At 58.6% G+C, this 15,766-nt stretch carries 11 protein-coding genes; 9 read left to right on the forward strand and 2 right to left on the reverse strand.

All coding sequences use genetic code 11. From position 1 onward, the window contains the following. Nucleotides 1–690 precede the first annotated feature (690 nt). The 5 genes from mutS (at nucleotide 691) to AB1S50_RS03460 (ending at nucleotide 10,011) form a co-directional block, all read left to right on the forward strand. Complete coding sequence (gene mutS, locus AB1S50_RS03440; RefSeq protein WP_367149026.1) at nucleotides 691–3,270, forward strand: DNA mismatch repair protein MutS; 2,580 nt, start codon at nucleotides 691–693, stop codon at nucleotides 3,268–3,270. A 123-nt stretch (nucleotides 3,271–3,393) separates the two neighbouring features. Beyond that, entirely contained in the window at nucleotides 3,394–3,717 is a 324-nt protein-coding gene (gene fdxA / locus AB1S50_RS03445; protein ID WP_367149028.1) for a ferredoxin FdxA, read from the forward strand. Between the two features lie 289 nt (nucleotides 3,718–4,006). Beyond that, nucleotides 4,007–5,182 (forward strand): efflux RND transporter periplasmic adaptor subunit, encoded by a 1,176-nt coding sequence (locus AB1S50_RS03450; protein WP_367149029.1) that lies wholly within the window; start codon nucleotides 4,007–4,009, stop codon nucleotides 5,180–5,182. A gap of 15 nt (nucleotides 5,183–5,197) precedes the next feature. After that, entirely contained in the window at nucleotides 5,198–8,338 is a 3,141-nt protein-coding gene (locus tag AB1S50_RS03455; protein ID WP_367149031.1) for an efflux RND transporter permease subunit, read from the forward strand. 212 nt (nucleotides 8,339–8,550) lie between these two features. Continuing rightward, complete coding sequence (locus AB1S50_RS03460; RefSeq protein WP_367149032.1) at nucleotides 8,551–10,011, forward strand: S41 family peptidase; 1,461 nt, start codon at nucleotides 8,551–8,553, stop codon at nucleotides 10,009–10,011. 513 nt (nucleotides 10,012–10,524) lie between these two features. Here AB1S50_RS03460 and AB1S50_RS03465 read toward each other — a convergent pair. Continuing rightward, entirely contained in the window at nucleotides 10,525–11,052 is a 528-nt protein-coding gene (locus tag AB1S50_RS03465) for a carboxymuconolactone decarboxylase family protein (RefSeq protein WP_367149034.1), read from the reverse strand. An 86-nt stretch (nucleotides 11,053–11,138) separates the two neighbouring features. Between AB1S50_RS03465 and dinB the strand changes: the two genes are divergently transcribed. Then, nucleotides 11,139–12,230, forward strand: coding sequence for a DNA polymerase IV (gene dinB / locus AB1S50_RS03470; RefSeq protein ID WP_367149035.1), 1,092 nt, complete (start codon nucleotides 11,139–11,141; stop codon nucleotides 12,228–12,230). Between the two features lie 252 nt (nucleotides 12,231–12,482). Then, on the forward strand, nucleotides 12,483–12,998 hold the full coding sequence (locus AB1S50_RS03475; protein WP_367149036.1) for an RNA polymerase sigma factor: 516 nt from the start codon (nucleotides 12,483–12,485) through the stop codon (nucleotides 12,996–12,998). 503 nt (nucleotides 12,999–13,501) lie between these two features. Here the strand turns inward: AB1S50_RS03475 and AB1S50_RS03480 are convergent. Further along, the gene (locus AB1S50_RS03480) at nucleotides 13,502–14,482 is read right to left on the reverse strand and encodes an NADPH:quinone oxidoreductase family protein (RefSeq protein ID WP_455363730.1); all 981 of its coding nucleotides are present in this window, start codon (nucleotides 14,480–14,482) and stop codon (nucleotides 13,502–13,504) included. Between the two features lie 179 nt (nucleotides 14,483–14,661). On the opposite strand from AB1S50_RS03480, the gene AB1S50_RS03485 reads away from it, so the two are divergent. Beyond that, nucleotides 14,662–15,021, forward strand: coding sequence for a hypothetical protein (locus tag AB1S50_RS03485; RefSeq protein WP_367149037.1), 360 nt, complete (start codon nucleotides 14,662–14,664; stop codon nucleotides 15,019–15,021). A gap of 207 nt (nucleotides 15,022–15,228) precedes the next feature. Continuing rightward, nucleotides 15,229–15,735, forward strand: coding sequence for a cytochrome b (locus tag AB1S50_RS03490; RefSeq protein ID WP_367149038.1), 507 nt, complete (start codon nucleotides 15,229–15,231; stop codon nucleotides 15,733–15,735). Nucleotides 15,736–15,766 lie beyond the last annotated feature (31 nt).

The following is a 15,766-nucleotide window of genomic DNA, read 5'->3' on the forward strand; positions in this document are numbered from 1 at the left end:
CAAAACAGCGTTTATGACCTGTATATTCGGTATTTTGACGTTACCTCGCTGTAAAGGCAGCAGGTGTTCGATAATTTTGAATTGCGATTTTGTGATTTCCATAAACGCAGATTTTATCAAAATTAGTGTTAACAGGCCCTAGGTGAAATCCCGCTTTACATGCCTCGGGCCAAAAAAACGAGCCTCCTGGGCTTTTTGGAGAGGCTAAACAACTTCCCAAAGTCATGTGCCTCTATCTATTCCACACCCATGACAAGCGCACCCCATACAGCTATCGAGCCATCCGAGACGCTTTTAACCGAGCCAGACTGAAAGCTGGAGTGGAACACACCACTATCCACGACATTAAGGAGAAATCATTAACGGATGCTAAACGTGCCGGCATTGATGCTCAGAGACCAGGGCCTGTTCACATTAACGGAGTTGGCCCTGTTGTGACAGAAAAGGTGCCAATCGAGGCAAGAGGAGCGAGGTTCCTGCCTTGCAGGCCACAAAACCTGAAGCAGCAGTGCTATCTCAGTTAGTGTGAACAGGCCCTAGCAGGACACACCAGTCCATCTATGCAGGAATGCTACATTCGCCTCCGGTAAACTGATAATGTAGCCGCCCCGAGTCTTGAACACCCATTACAAAATAGGCATTAAATTGGAAAAAAATGCAATAAAATCAAAGACTTCGCAACATACGCCGATGATGCAGCAATATCTGCGCATTAAGGCCCAGCACCCGGCGGAGCTGGTGTTTTACCGCATGGGCGACTTTTACGAACTTTTCTACGACGACGCCAAGAAGGCGGCGGAACTGCTGGATGTCACCCTCACCTCGCGGGGCAAATCCGGCGGACAACCGATTCCCATGGCGGGCATTCCCTATCACGCGGCGGACGGCTATCTCGCGCGACTGATCAAGGCGGGGGTGTCGGTGGCAATCTGCGAGCAGATTGGCGACCCGGCCACCAGCAAGGGGCCGGTGGAGCGACAGGTGGTGCGTATCGTGACCCCAGGCACCGTCACCGACGAAGCCCTGCTCAACGACCGCCGCGACAATCTGCTGGGCGCCATCGCCAACCACGGCGACCGGTTCGGCCTGGCGCTGCTGGATCTGGCTACGGGCCGTTTCGTGGTCCAGGAACTCGATTCCACGGCGGCGCTGGCGGCACAGGTACAGCGACACGAACCGGCGGAACTGCTGGTACCGGAGGATCTGAATCTGCCCGCGGAGGTTTCGCGCCGCACCGGCCTGCGCCGCCGGGCCCCCTGGGAGTTCGAGCTGGAGACCGCCCTGCGCCTGCTGAACCAGCAGTTCGGCACCCTGAACCTTGAAGCTTTCGGCTGCAGCCACCTGCACGGCGCCATCATGGCCGCGGGCTGTCTGCTGCACTATGCACGGGACACCCAGCGCACCGACCTGCCCCATATTCGCAGCCTCACTACCGAAACCGACGATGAGACTGTGGCCCTGGACGGCGCCAGCCGCCGCAATCTGGAAATCGACCAGAACCTGAGCGGAGGGGATCAGAATACACTGCTGTCGGTATTCGACAGCTGTCAGACTTCCATGGGCAGCCGTATGTTGCGACGCTGGCTGAACAATCCACTGCGCCAACCCTCGACACTGGACCAGCGGCAGGACGCCATCGCCACACTAATCGACGGCTACGCATTCGAGCCGTTGCGGGAGTCGCTGAAACCGGTTGGCGACATGGAGCGTATCCTCGGCCGCCTGGCGCTGCGCTCCGCACGGCCCCGGGACCTGGTTCGGCTGGGCGCTTCCCTGGCGCAGTTTCCGGCCATCCAGCAGCAACTGGCGGAAAACCGCTCGCCGCTGTTGGAGACGCTGGGCGGCCAGATTGGTGAATGGCCGCAGACGGTGAGCCTGCTGCAGACCGCCCTGGTGGAAAACCCGCCCGTGGTGATTCGCGACGGCGGCGTTATTGCCACTGGTCACGACAGTGAGTTGGATGAGCTGCGCGCTATCAGCGAAAACGCGGGCGACTATCTGCTGCAGCTGGAACAGCGGGAAAAGGAGCGCACCGGCATCCCCACCCTAAAGGTGGGTTACAACCGGGTACACGGCTATTTTATTGAAATCAGCCGCGGGCAGAGCGACAAGGCGCCGGCGGAATATATCCGCCGACAGACGCTTAAAAACGCGGAGCGTTTTATTACCCCGGAACTAAAGGAGTTCGAAGACAAGGCTTTGTCCGCCAAGAGCCGCGCCCTGGCGCGGGAAAAAGCCCTGTATGAAGACCTGATCGACCAGCTGAACGAATCCCTGCCGGAACTGCAGGCCGCCGCGGCAGGGGTCGCCCAACTGGATGTGCTCGCCTGCCTGGCAGAGCGCGCGGACGACCTGCGCCTGTGCCGCCCGCAGTTGAGCGCGGACCCGGGGCTGGATATCGTGGGGGGCCGCCACCCGGTGGTGGAACAGGTGCTCGATGAGCCTTTCGTGGCTAACGATGTCCGCCTGCACGACAAGCGCCGCATGCTGGTGATTACGGGCCCCAATATGGGGGGTAAATCCACCTATATGCGCCAGACGGCGCTGATTGCACTGCTGGCCCACTGCGGCAGCTATGTGCCGGCGGAATCCGCCCGCATCGGCCTGCTGGACCGGATCTTTACCCGCATCGGCAGCGCCGACGACCTGGCCGGCGGCCGCTCGACTTTTATGGTGGAAATGACCGAAACGGCCCATATATTGCGCAATGCGAGTACCAACAGCCTGGTGCTGATGGACGAGATCGGCCGCGGCACCAGCACCTACGACGGCCTCTCGCTGGCCTGGGCCTGCGCCCACTACCTAGCCGGTAGTGTGCGGGCCTTCACCTTGTTCGCAACCCATTACTTCGAGCTGACGGCGCTGCCGGAACAGTGTCAGGCCGCCGCCAATATCCACCTGAACGCCACTGAGCACGGCGATGACATTGTCTTTCTGCACAAGATTGAGGAGGGGCCCGCGTCCAAGAGCTACGGCCTGCAGGTGGCCAGGCTGGCGGGGGTCCCGGAGCCGGTCCTGGCAGAGGCGCAACAGCGGCTGCAGGCCCTGGAGGCCGACGACTCCCAGACCTCGACAATGGCGGGCCAGGCCACCGCCGACCCGGCGCTGACAACGCAGTCGAATCCACCCGCGACGGACACACCCCGGCAGGTGGATCTTTTTGCAGCGCCGCCCCACCCGGCGGTGGAAGCACTGGCGGGCCTGGACCCGGATGAGCTGACCCCACGACAGGCTCTGCAGCAGTTATACGCTCTGCGAAACTTGTTATAAGCAGTCAGCCGTTTGGGCTGAAAAGCCTCTACAATTGGCGCCAGTAATTGCTAAAATCCGCAGCCGTACCGCACCGCCAACACCCTGCCGGCGGTGACCAGAACGCAGCTTTGAGGGACAGACATGACATTCGTAATTGGGGAAAACTGCATCAAATGCAAATACACCGACTGTGTGGAAGTGTGCCCGGTGGACTGCTTCTATGAGGGCCCCAACTTTCTGGTCATTCACCCGGACGAATGTATCGACTGCGCCCTGTGCGAGCCGGAGTGCCCCGCCAACGCTATTTTCTCCGAGGATGAAGTGCCGGATGACCAGCAGGAATTCATCGAGCTGAACGCCGAGCTTGCGGAGATCTGGCCCAATATCACGGAAAAGAAAGACCCACTGCCCGATGCCGACGAATGGGACGGGAAAAAAGGCAAGCTGGAGCAGCTGGAGCGCTGAGCCCCGGGGCCGGTAGTTACAGTGCCGAAAGCCGCCCGCCGGGGCGGCTTTTTTATGCCCCCTTGCTCCGGGTCAGACTATCGGGGAACAAGTCACTCCGTCCGCCGCATTGTGTCCACTGGCGGATAAATTTTGCGGCACACTGCATCCAAATCCCCCTGCCATCCCGTCAATAGAATCGCTGGCATCCAGGGCCCGGGGAACCCTTGAGATTTTGTACTCTTGAGGGAATCGGGCGACGATGATGACCGCCGTCGGCGAATCTGGCAATTCAGGCAAGAAGGACGCAATGAAAAACAAATATTTAAAGGCTGCAGCACCGGTCGCGGTGCTGGCTCTGGGCTTTGGGGCTGTGCAATTAATGTTCTCCGCGAAACCGGAACCGGAGAAGAAAGAGGAGGAACAGCGCCTGGTGTCGCTGCTGTATGCGGAGGCCCGGGAGGAATCTGTAAGACTGACGGTCACCACACAGGGGGAAGTACGTCCGCACACCGAGATAGATCTCACACCTCAGGTTTCCGGACGCATTTCCTCTATTTCGGACAACTTCGCCGAAGGCGCGGGGTTCAACGCAGGGGAGGCACTGGTAGAGCTGGATGACGCCGATTACCGATTGGCCGTAGCCCGCGCCGAAGCGAGTGTGGCACAGGCCGAGGTCCTTTTGCTGCAGGCCAGGGCCCAGGCCAGTATCAAACGCCAGCAGTGGCTGGCGGCCGATCCCAACCGGGAGCCGACGCCCCTTCAGGTCAATGAGCCGCAGGTGGCGGAGGCGGAAGCCATGCTGCGGTCCGCGAAAGCGGAGCTCAGCGACGCCAAGACCAATCTCCGGCGCACCCAGATCAAATTGCCGTTTCGCGGCCGTGTGATCAGCCGCATCGTCGGCGAGGGCCAGTATGTGAGTGCCGGCACGCCCCTGGGGCGGGTGTTTGCCACCGACCGTGTGGAGGTGCGCCTGCCGCTGACCGACTCGCAACTGGTGGAACTGGGCCTGCCCATGGGTTTTGTCGCCACCGGCGCACACCCGGGACCGGCGGTGCAGCTGTCGGCGCAATTTGGCGGAACACTGCACCAGTGGCAGGGGCGCATAGTGCGCACCCAGGCGGCCATCGACCAGCAGACACGCCTGATTTATGCCATAGCGGAAGTGCGGGACCCCTATGGCAAAGGCGCCAGCGACGGGGTGCCCCTGGCTGCGGGGCTGTTTGTGACCGCGAAGGCGGAAGGTATGCAACCGCACCAGGCGCTGGTATTGCCGCGGGAAGCCCTGCGCAACGCCGATAAGGTCTACGTCATCGACGGGGACAACCGCCTGGACATCCGCACCGTGGAGGTGATGTCCACCTCGGAAAACCGTGTGGTGGTGGCCTCCGGGGTGGCCGACGGGGAAAAGGTGGTGACCTCCACTATTGCCAATGCCGTGGATGGAATGCAGGTGCAGCCCGTCACCCAACTGGCTCAAAAATAACAACGGAAAGCGCGCATGAATAAGTTAATCGAATGGTGGGCGCGCAACAGCGTGGCCGCCAACCTGATGATGTTGGGGATTTTCGTCACCGGCTTCATGGGCTTTGGCATCATGGAGCGGGAAATGGACCCGCAGGTGCGTTTCCCGGGCCTGGAAATCGAGGTCTCCTGGCCGGGGGCGGCGCCGCAGGAAGTGGAAGAGCAGATTGTCGCCCGGATCGAGGAGGCGGTCAGCGACCTGGACAATATCGAGTGGGTGCGCTCCACCTCGGCGGAAGGTTATGGAGGCGTCTATATACTGGCGGATACCGACGTCGATTTCCCCCGTTTTATGAACGAGGTCAAAATCCGTGTCGACAGTATCTCCTCCTTCCCCCGCAGCATAGAGCCGCCGCAGGTACGCCAGTGGGTAAACCGCGACGAATATATCCGCGTGGCGGTACACGGCGACTTGAGCGAGCGGGAGCTGAAGCGCCTGGCGGAGCAGTTGCGGCGCGAGGCGGTGGCCCTGCCGGCTATTTCGGTGGTGGAACTGTTCGGCACCCGTATGGAGGAAGTCTCCATCGAGGTCAGCGAACAGGCGTTGCGCCGCTACGGCATGACCTTTCAGGAAGTTGCAGACGCTATCCGCGCCGACTCCCTCAACCAGTCCGCCGGCACGGTGCGCACCGAGGTGGGCAGCTACCAGCTCAAAGTCCGCAACCAGGCAGATACGGAGCGGGAGTTTGCCAGTATCATCGTGCGGCAGACCGCAGATGGGGGCACCATTCGCATCGGCGATATCGCCAGAGTGGTGGACGGCTTCGAGGACAATGAAATCCTCGCCACCCTGAACGGCGAGCCGGCGGTGCTGTTGCAGGTGATGACCACCGAGACCATGAATATCGTCGCCGCTTCCGACTCCATCCGCCAGTGGATCGAGGAGCGGCGCGAAACACTGCCGGCCGGAGCCCAACTCACCCTGTGGACCGATAACGCCGAGGACTTCAAAGGTCGCATGGAGACCATAGGGACCTCCGCTTTTCAGGGGCTGCTGTTGGTTATGCTGGTGCTGGTGTTCAGCCTGCGCCCCAAGGTGGCCTTCTGGGTGGCGATAGGTATCGCCACTGCCTACGCCGGCGCCTTTGTATTGCTGCCCAGCGTGGGTGTATCCCTCAATATGCTGTCCACATTCGCCTTCCTGCTGGTGCTGGGTATCGTGGTCGACGACGCCATAGTGGTGGGGGAAAGTATCCATACCCAGTCCCACCTCCCGGAGCACCAGGGGCCGGGCGGCAGCCTGCGCGCCGCGACATTGGGCACCCAGCTGGTGGCCAAGCCGGTCGTCTTCGCGGTGGTGACCACCATCCTCGCCTTTTTGCCGTGGATCTTTCTGCCCGGCTCCACCAGTGAGTTCACCCGCCATATCACCTGGGTGGTAATCCTCGCACTGGTGTTTTCCCTGGTCGAATGCCTGTTTATCCTGCCGGCGCATTTGCGCAACCTCAAACCGCGCACCAAACTGGGCAGGTTTGGACGGGTACAAAAACGCATTGCCGACGGCATAGTCCTGTTCGCCCAAAATCACTACCGCCGCATCGGCCAGTGGGCAGTCAACCGTCGCTACCTGACCCTGAGTATTTTTATCGCCACCCTGATGATCGGCATGGGCATGTTTGGCAGCGGCTGGGTAAAGAAAAGCTTTATGCCCGACATCGAATCCGACGAGGTGATCGTCAATGTGGTGATGCCCGAGGGTGCGCCCTATAGCCGCGCACTGGAGATACTGGCGCAATTGCAGGACGCGGAAAAGCGCCTGGAGGAAGAGGTAAACCAGCGCACCGACGGCCAGGGCGTCCTCATCGAGAACTGGTATACCCGCTCCCGGCGCGACAGTGTGATCGCCATAGTGCAGCTGGCTCCACCGGAAGTGCGCGATATGTCCGCCAAGGACGCCGCCCTGCGACTGCGGGAGCTGATCGGCGAGATTCCCGATGCCAAAGAGGTCTCGGTGCGCTATTCGCTCAACGACAACGGTCCCGGCTTCGAGCTGTCCATCCGCCACCCGGACCTGGACGTGCTGCGTGCCGCCACCGCGGATCTGGAAACCCAACTGCGCAGTTACGAAAGCCTGTACGACGTACGCAACAATCTCGAGGGCGCCTCCGAGGAAATCCGCATCGACCTGAAACCCGGTGCGACCAAACTCGGGCTCACCCTGGCGGAAGTGAATCGCCAGGTGCGCCAGGCCTACTTCGGTGAAGAAGTGCAGCGCCTGCCGCGCGCCGGTCAGGACGTCAAGGTGATGGTACGCTACCCCCTGGCTTCGCGCCGCTCCATCGAGAGTCTCAAGGACTTTCGCGTGCGTACCGCCGACGGCCGCGAGGTGCCCCTGCTGGCAGTGGCCGACCTCGAATATGCGCCAGGTATCAAGCGCATCCAGCGCTGGAACGGCAATCGCGCGGCGCGGGTGATGGCGGACCTGAAGGACGATGTGCGCGGCGACATCATGAAGGATCTGGATGAAAATTTCTTTCCCGACTGGGAAAAGCGCTACCCGGGCATTATTCGCGGTGCCGTGGGTCAGGCCGAGGGGGAAAAACGCTTTATTCAGGAGGTTCTAAAACTCTACACCACCGCCTTCTTTGCCATGTACAGTCTGCTGGCCATCGCCTTCCGCAGCTATTCCCAGCCGATCCTGATCCTGATCGCGATTCCCTTCGCGTTTGTGGGCGCCATCTTTGGCCATGCGGTGACCGGCATGACCATGGCCATTTTCAGCTACTTCGGTATCGCTGCCGCTGCCGGGGTGGTGGTGAACGACAACCTAGTGTTGATGGACCACTGCAACCGCTTGCGCGACGGGGGCATGAAACCCCTTAAAGCCATTGTGGAGGCGGGTGTCGCGCGCTTCCGGCCCATCCTCCTGACCACCGTCACCACCATTGTCGGCCTGTTGCCGATGATGCTGGAGCGGAGTATCCAGGCGGCCTTCCTGCAGCCGATCGTGGTGGCGCTGGCCTCCGGTGTGTTCGTGGCCTTCTTCGTCACCCTGCTGCTGGTGCCGTCACTCTATGCGATCGGGCAGGATATCAGCGCATTTGCCGCGCGCCAGCGGCGCCGGCTGGCATCGCTGCTGAACAGGGATATGGATGAGGCGGTGGTCAGAAGCGAGTAGGGTTGCTTCGGAATGGCTTGGGGCCTGGGACGAGCGCCGCCGCCCGGGCCCGGCCATCACAGTGTTTGGCCTCTATAGCTCAGTGTCCCACTCGACCTCGAAGGCGGCCCCGCTGAGGCCGCTGCGGTATGAATAATCGAACCTCTACAGTGTCCACGGAGCGGTAACAGCCGCCCCGCGGCATCTCCGGCACCCACAATCCGAGATCGCATATGAATTTTCGCATTGTCTCCCGCGGGATTGGTCTCGCAGTCATACTACTGGTGACCGCTTGCCGGGGGGAGCACCAGCAAGTCTATTTGGAACTTGAGGACGAGTCCGTGATGGATCGGGTGTTTCCCGAAGACCAGCTCCGCGAGGATGTCGAATACCTATTCGCCAGACTCCATGAGTTGCATCCTGATCTCAACGCGCGCCTGCCAGAGCAGGAACGCCTCGCGCTGCTAACATCGCTGCTCGCGGGCATCGACCGGCCGATGAACCGGCGTGAGTTTCACCGGCTGATTGGCGTCGCGACGGAGAAATTCCGCGACGGCCACGCGGGTGTTTTCTATCCCTATCCGGAATTCGACCGCTTCACCGAAAATGGCGGCCAGGTGTTCCCAATGACCGTGTCCGCGACTGCGGCGGGCCTGTTTGTGAAGAACGACTACTCGTCGACGGGTGCACTCCCAGCTGGCGTCCGCCTGTTGGACGTCAATGGCATACCCGTGCCCGAGATACTCGCAACAATGGCGCGCTATACCCGTGGCGAGAGCCAAGTGCTGCGCGAGCAGATCGCCGCGTCGCACTTCTCGACGCTACTGTGGCACTTCTACGATTTCCACACCGACTTCCGCGTCGGCTACGAGATCGACGGTATGGTCCGATCGGCTCAGATCGCCGGCATGTCCCACGAGGCGTTCAACCGCAAGGTGAAGGAGATCGAGGAAAGCGGCGGTGTCAACCTGGCCTATCGTTCGCTGGGCCACAAGGTCGGTTATCTCGACGTATCCTATTTCGGCGGCGACAAGGGTGACTTCAAGCGGGCGATCACGCAGGCGGTCGATACCGCACAGGAGGAGGAGACCCGGGCGATCGTGGTGGACATTCGTCGCAATCCCGGCGGTTCTACAGACAATGTCGAAACCCTGCTGGCGCGGCTGGCTCCGAAGGAGTGCGGTCTGGTGTCGGAGGTAATGGAAAAGTTGAACGACAAGAGCGCGAGTGGTCTCTTCTCGAAAGGAAAGCCTGGCGACCTCGTGCCCGCCGGCGGCAGTGTAACCGTTTATCCTGAATCTGAATCCAGGCGCTTCCCGGGCAAAGTCTATCTACTCATAGGCCCCTATACCTATTCCGCTGGCATCGTGATGGCGACCGCTGTTCAGGACTGCGGCGTAGGCACCCTGGTCGGTGAGGAAACCGCCGGTTTCGCCAACCAGACTGGCCAGATCTATTTCTTTAATCTTCCGCACACGCAGCTGCGGGCTTTCGCACCGACACGTGCCCTGCTGCGCCCCAGCGGCGACAGGAAATGGCGTGGTGTGGTGCCTGATCATGTATTCGCACCCAGTGCCGAGCAACTGCGCAGCGGTAGGGACGCGACAATCGAGTTCATCAAGGATTTGGCACTCACAGCACACTCTGCCCGAGTTCAGGACAGAGACCAGGCACCCGACGGGTCCGCGAAATGATCGTACCCCGCCCGCGCACGCCCAAAATTGACCAGCTACCCCAGGTAGAGGAGTCGAAACCCGTGGAAGGTGAGTGTTGAGCGTTGGAGCAACATACATCTATGCTTCAGTCTGCGGATTGTTCTCAGCTGCGGCATTTCAAATAGCAGCTATCCGTTTCTCAATATACTGTTGCTGGAGCTAATCGGCTGAAAGCCAGGCCCTGTTCATACTATCAGCCCGACCATTCAATAGATGATTCTTCATCAATTGGATTGTCGCCGGCCGCGACTCGGCTGAGGCACATCCCTGTATCCCATGAATCCGGCAACTTATTTTAGTGGCCTGGCCCTGGGGAACCTCTGAATAAATCAGGCGTTCCCTGGCAGACTGTTGGAAAAGTGTTTTTCAGCAGCCTGCTGCCCCAATCAGGAATGTTCGGGCCGCAAATCAATCATATAACTGCTTGATTTGTCGGACATGCGCCGCAAACCCGGGTTGAGGAAAGCCGGGGAGTGCTTTGTCAACAACCTGCTAGTAGTCGGAAGGCAGATTGAGGATGGCGGCGAGCTTGCTGGCTCCCGCATACCACTCCATCATCCCCAGGGCTTCGACAATCTCCTCGTCGCTGGCCCCCTGGGCCTGGGCTGCGTCCAGCCATCGCTCGCCGTGATCATAGGGCGTCAGATTGGCATAGCGTGCCAGCTCCAGCAGTGCATGGTCCTTGGGAGACAGATGGGGTTCATCGGGATGGGTTCGGATACGCAGCACCTCCTGTGGATCCACTCCCAGCTCCTGCAAAACCGCGGTGTGGCGGCGGATAAAGTAATCACACTGATTGTCCGTCGCCACCACCAGCGCTATACACTCCTTCAGTACCACCGACAGGCAGCCGCCGATCATCAGGGCCTTGAACCTGGACCAATTGGTTTCGAGCAGGCGGGGATCGTGGGCGTAAGCCCGATAGATATTCGGAATACACCCCTTTTCGTCGAGAATTTCCTGAAATATCGCTGCAACCCGCTTATCCGCAGAACTCTCAACCAGTGTTATCCGGTCCATAGTGTTGGCCCTGTGCTCATGTGCCCCGGCTTCCCCGGCTACCGGCGCAGTTTCCGAAAATTGCAAATACTGGATATAATCCCAGCATGCGCAAGATCATCCACTTCGACTGTGACTGCTTCTACGCCTCCGTGGAAATGCGCGACGATCCCTCTTTGCGGGGACGACCGCTGGCCGTGGGCGGCAGCAGTGACCGGCGCGGTGTGGTCTCTACCTGCAACTACGAAGCCCGCAGTTACGGCGTACACTCCGCCATGCCGACGGCCCAGGCAAAAAGGCTGTGTCCCGACCTGATTGTAGTACCCGGTAATATGAAAAAGTATCGGCAGGTGGGGACAAATATCCGTGAAATTTTCCTCGAGTACAGTGAACTGGTGGAGCCTTTGTCCCTGGATGAAGCCTATGTGGACGTATCCGAGAGCGGCCACTGCCAGGGCAGTGCCACACTGATCGCCCGGGAGATCCGGCAAAAGGTCAAGGATACCCAGGGCATCACCGTGTCGGCCGGGGTGGCGCCAAACAAGTTTTTGGCCAAAATTGCCAGCGACTGGCGCAAACCCGACAGTCTCACTGTTATAGAGCCGGATGCCGTCGACACCTTTATTCTCCGCCTGCCGGTAGCCAAAATCCATGGTGTAGGGAAGGTCACCGCGGACAAAATGCGTCGCGACGGTATTCACACCTGCGCCGACCTGCGCCAACTGTCGCAATTGGAGCTGGCCAAATCCTACGGCAAGTTTGGCGGACGTCTGTACGAACTGTGCCGGGGCATCGACAACCGCCCTGTCGAAAGTGACGGCTCGCGCAAAAGCGTCAGTGTCGAACACACTTTCAGCGAAGACCTGCCGACCCTCGCCGACTGGCAGCAACAGCTGCCAGAGCTCTATGGGCGCCTGATGGAGCGACTCGAGAATCTGGACGATCACTACCAGATCAGCGGCACCGGGATAAAAGTGAAATACAATGATTTTTCCACCGTCACCCAGGAGCGCGCCAGCCACTCCTGCCGCCTGTCGGAATTCCTCCGCCTGATGGAGCAATGCTGGGAAAGGCGCCCTGAAGCGATCCGACTGTTGGGTCTGGCGGTCAAACTAAAAGACCTGCGCGCCGAATCCGGGCCGCAGCAGCTTTCCCTGCCACTGGAGCGGAAGGAGCACCAAGCAAGCCATTACCCGTGAATTCTCCACACCAGATGGCAACCACCGGTCAGCAAATCTGGCGTAGGGCTGTACCTCTGATCCGCAGGGACCAAGCGGCACATCTATAATTAACCAACCGGCAATGGTGCTGGATGCCATTCACCCGGCAATTCAATAAGTTGCCCGGTTAATGCAGCACGGGGATGTGCCGCCGCCAGGCGGAGGCCGGAGCAAACCCTCCCCTGTTTCGGGATTATGAAAAGGACATACTGCGCAGGGAGGTGCGAGCTGTTGTCACCCAGTAAATTTCCACAGCTCAGCGACGAGGATCTCCTCGGTCACTACCATAGGACACGGAACTTCAAAGCTTTCCGCCAGCTGTATCTGCGCCACAAGGATGCGCTCTACCGGTACTGTGTACAAATCAATTCGGTTGCGACACACCCGCTTGCACAGCGGCTTTGGCAGGACCTGCTGGAGCGGCCGCCGGAACTCTGTGGTCGCCTGTTCCGCAATTGGCTTTATATTCGCGTCAACAAAATGCTGGGACAGGAAAAAGTCGAACACGTGGAGCCGCCGGCCGGCGGTAACAGGTTGCTCGAAGCCATACAGCACCTGCCCAGGCTGGAAAAAAATTTATTCCTGCTGCATAACGAATGCGGTTTATCGTTGGCCACCGCGGCTGACATCGAGAAAATATCGCTCAGTGAATGCACTGAACACTATCGGTCTGCAAAAGCAATGATGGAAGAATTTCTGTTCGGCGCCAAAGGGCGGCCCTGGCCTGTGCGTGAGGTCGCCGTATGAGAGAGTGGGAGAAGCAGTACAGAGCAGCAGTGGGCAGTACCCGTTCGCCAACCTGCCTGGACGACCAGATTTTTCGCATGGCCCGCCGATACAAGCCTGTCAGGCAGCGCAATTCCTGGAGCACTGCGGCGGGCAACAGCATCGCCGCTATGGCCGTAGTGGCGATGCTGATCCACCCGGCGCAATACCTGGGCGCCCTGACACCCGCTCCCCCCCTGGCATCAATAGTGCACGGCCCTGGACTGGCACCGAAGCAGTCGACCACAGATGGTTTGCGTTGCGCAGCGAAGTACAGGCGGGGAACTATATTGAACTCTGTAACCAATGGCGGCGACAGCAGCGGGGGTCCAGCGAAAACGCCCTACCCCGCGATCTGGAACAAAAAGCGAGGTTGCACTGCCGCATCCTTCCGGCCCGGCGGTAGCTTCGCAGGCTGTTGGCAATTGTTTTTCCACAGCCTGCCGGGTTCTGCCACAAACCCGCCATTACCCAGTCGCACCTTATTATTCAAACGACAATATGACCTTGCCCCGGGCGCGGCGCTCCGTGATGGTGGCAAAGGCCCGCGCGTAGTCCTCAAACGGGTAAACCTCGGTCACCAGAGGATCGAGTTTTCCCTCCTCTACCATCTGCAGTAGGTCGGCGAAATTTTCCAGATTCCTGTCCGGATCCCGCTGTGCCCAGCTACCCCAGAAGACCCCCATGATGTCACCTGCTTTCAGTAACGGCAGATTCATCGGCAGACGCGGAATGTCCCCGGAGGCGAATCCAATCACCAGGTAACGGCCACTCCAGGCGATGGAGCGATACGCCTGCTCCGTGTAGTCGCCGCCCACGGGATCCATAATCACATCGGCACCACGCCCGCCGGTCAGCTCCCTGATACGCTCCTTTAAATCTTCCGTGCGGTAGTTCACCAATTCGTCGGCGCCAATCCTGCGACAGAACTCCAGCTTTTCGGCGGAAGAGGCGCAGGCGATAACACGGGCGCCCAGGGCTTTGCCCAACTGGATGGCGGTAGCCCCCACTCCACCGGCGGCGCCCATCACCGCCAGAGTTTCATCGGGCCTGATATCCGCCCGCTGCTTGAGCGCATAATAGGAGGTGGCGTAGGTGATGCAGAAACCGGCCGCCTGGGTAAAGCTCATCCTTTCCGGCATCGGTACCAGCTGCTGCCGATCCACCTGCACCTGTTCTGCGAATGCGGCCATCCCGGGCATGGCGATCACCCGGTCGCCAACTTGAAAATTATCAACCTCCTCACCCACTGCACTAATAACCCCGGCGCATTCGCCACCGGGAACAAATGGCAGTGAAGGCTTAACCTGATATTTCCCGGCGATAATCAGCGCATCGGGAAAATTCATACCCGCCGCACGCACATCGACGCGTACCTGATGCGGCTGCAGTAGCGGCAAATCCCAGTCTTCAATGGCCAGTGATTCGGCCGTACCGAACTGGCTACATACCAGTGCTCGCATCATTTCCCCTGTTTTCCTCTACACCCGTGGGGACTGGACAATTTGGCAATGGGATTCAGCACGGTTTCCCTATGCGGTCAGGCCAGTAGACAGGTTTTTCCACAGTGAATTTATAGTCTCAATACCACTGCCCGACAGTGTTGCAGCTCCCTCGAATTAGGTTGCTCGCGGCGAAGGCGCCTTTGACAGAGGCCCCTTACTTAATAGTAAGGGCACCAGATCGTTCAGACTTTATCGCTGTCAGCCAGAACCTGGCTGGTTATTCCATTCAAGCCTCTGCCCCCGTCAAGCCCAGGGAAACAGGGCAGAATATTAAAAGTTGTTTTGCTGCCATTATTCCAACTGGCAGGTTGTTGAAAAAGGCACCCCGCCTGATTCAAAACACGAAAAGCGAAAAATGTGATTTTCACTTTTCTCCCAAAATCAACGACTTAGGCGTCGTCGATTTTGCCGGAACATCCATATTCCGGTACCAGGCGTCGAAATTCTTTGAATTCCAGCAGCCTGCTGGAGTTTACCTGTATTTATATGCCAATGGTTGAATTTTATGAACCCAGGTCCACTTATGGCCGACGAAGGTATCACTGTTATTTTTTTATTAACCGGAAAATTCATTTTCCTGCCGGGGCGATTAGAAATATGACAGCGTTTTCCACGGGTTAAAGAAAGGAACATTTAAGGTTAAGCTATTTTATTTTATTATCTTAATTTAAATTATTTTAATAAATAGACCGCCATAGGATAATAAAATGAATAATCTATATTCACCTGGCGCGCGCTTCTTGCATTGGTCTTCTGCAGCTGTGATTATCTGGGCCAATGCCAGTGGGTTTTACGTGGCATTCCTCTCCGACAGCCTTGTCAGCAAGAATTTGGTTTCCTTTTTTAACGTCTCTATAACAACCCTGTTTATTCCATTATTTTTATTCCGCTGTTTTCATGCGTTTCATTATACTAAACCTAAAAATGATAACCTGGCTCGCTGGAATCAGTGGCTGGCGAGCCAGATGCACCGAATGCTCTACATCATCACAACAGTGGTACTGCTGTCAGGGGTCTTGATGATGGACAGAAACATCAATGTCTTTAACCTCTTCTCCCTGCCCTACCTGATTAAGGATAGAGAAGTGACCTGGCTGATTAATCAGGTGCATATCTACAGCTGTATGGTCCTGAGTGTGATGGTGCTTATGCATATAGCTGCAGTGATCAAGCACGAATTAACCGGCATGCGGATTTTGAGAAAAATGCTTTAGAACCTGTAAATGCACAGAATATGAAGCGCCA

This window comes from Microbulbifer discodermiae (genome assembly GCF_040742695.1).
Lineage (GTDB): Bacteria > Pseudomonadota > Gammaproteobacteria > Pseudomonadales > Cellvibrionaceae > Microbulbifer.

Excerpts from the sequence above, each read along its gene's own strand:
- mutS (WP_367149026.1), top strand. The coding sequence starts at position 691 with ATGATGCAGCAATATCTGCGCATTAAGGCCCAGCACCCGGCGGAGCTG.
- AB1S50_RS03465 (WP_367149034.1), bottom strand. The coding sequence starts at position 11,052 with ATGGACCGGATAACACTGGTTGAGAGTTCTGCGGATAAGCGGGTTGCA.
- AB1S50_RS03480 (WP_455363730.1), bottom strand. The coding sequence starts at position 14,482 with ATGATGCGAGCACTGGTATGTAGCCAGTTCGGTACGGCCGAATCACTG.
- AB1S50_RS03455 (WP_367149031.1), top strand. The coding sequence starts at position 5,198 with ATGAATAAGTTAATCGAATGGTGGGCGCGCAACAGCGTGGCCGCCAAC.
- fdxA (WP_367149028.1), top strand. The coding sequence starts at position 3,394 with ATGACATTCGTAATTGGGGAAAACTGCATCAAATGCAAATACACCGAC.
- AB1S50_RS03460 (WP_367149032.1), top strand. The coding sequence starts at position 8,551 with ATGAATTTTCGCATTGTCTCCCGCGGGATTGGTCTCGCAGTCATACTA.
- dinB (WP_367149035.1), top strand. The coding sequence starts at position 11,139 with ATGCGCAAGATCATCCACTTCGACTGTGACTGCTTCTACGCCTCCGTG.
- AB1S50_RS03450 (WP_367149029.1), top strand. The coding sequence starts at position 4,007 with ATGAAAAACAAATATTTAAAGGCTGCAGCACCGGTCGCGGTGCTGGCT.
- AB1S50_RS03490 (WP_367149038.1), top strand. The coding sequence starts at position 15,229 with ATGAATAATCTATATTCACCTGGCGCGCGCTTCTTGCATTGGTCTTCT.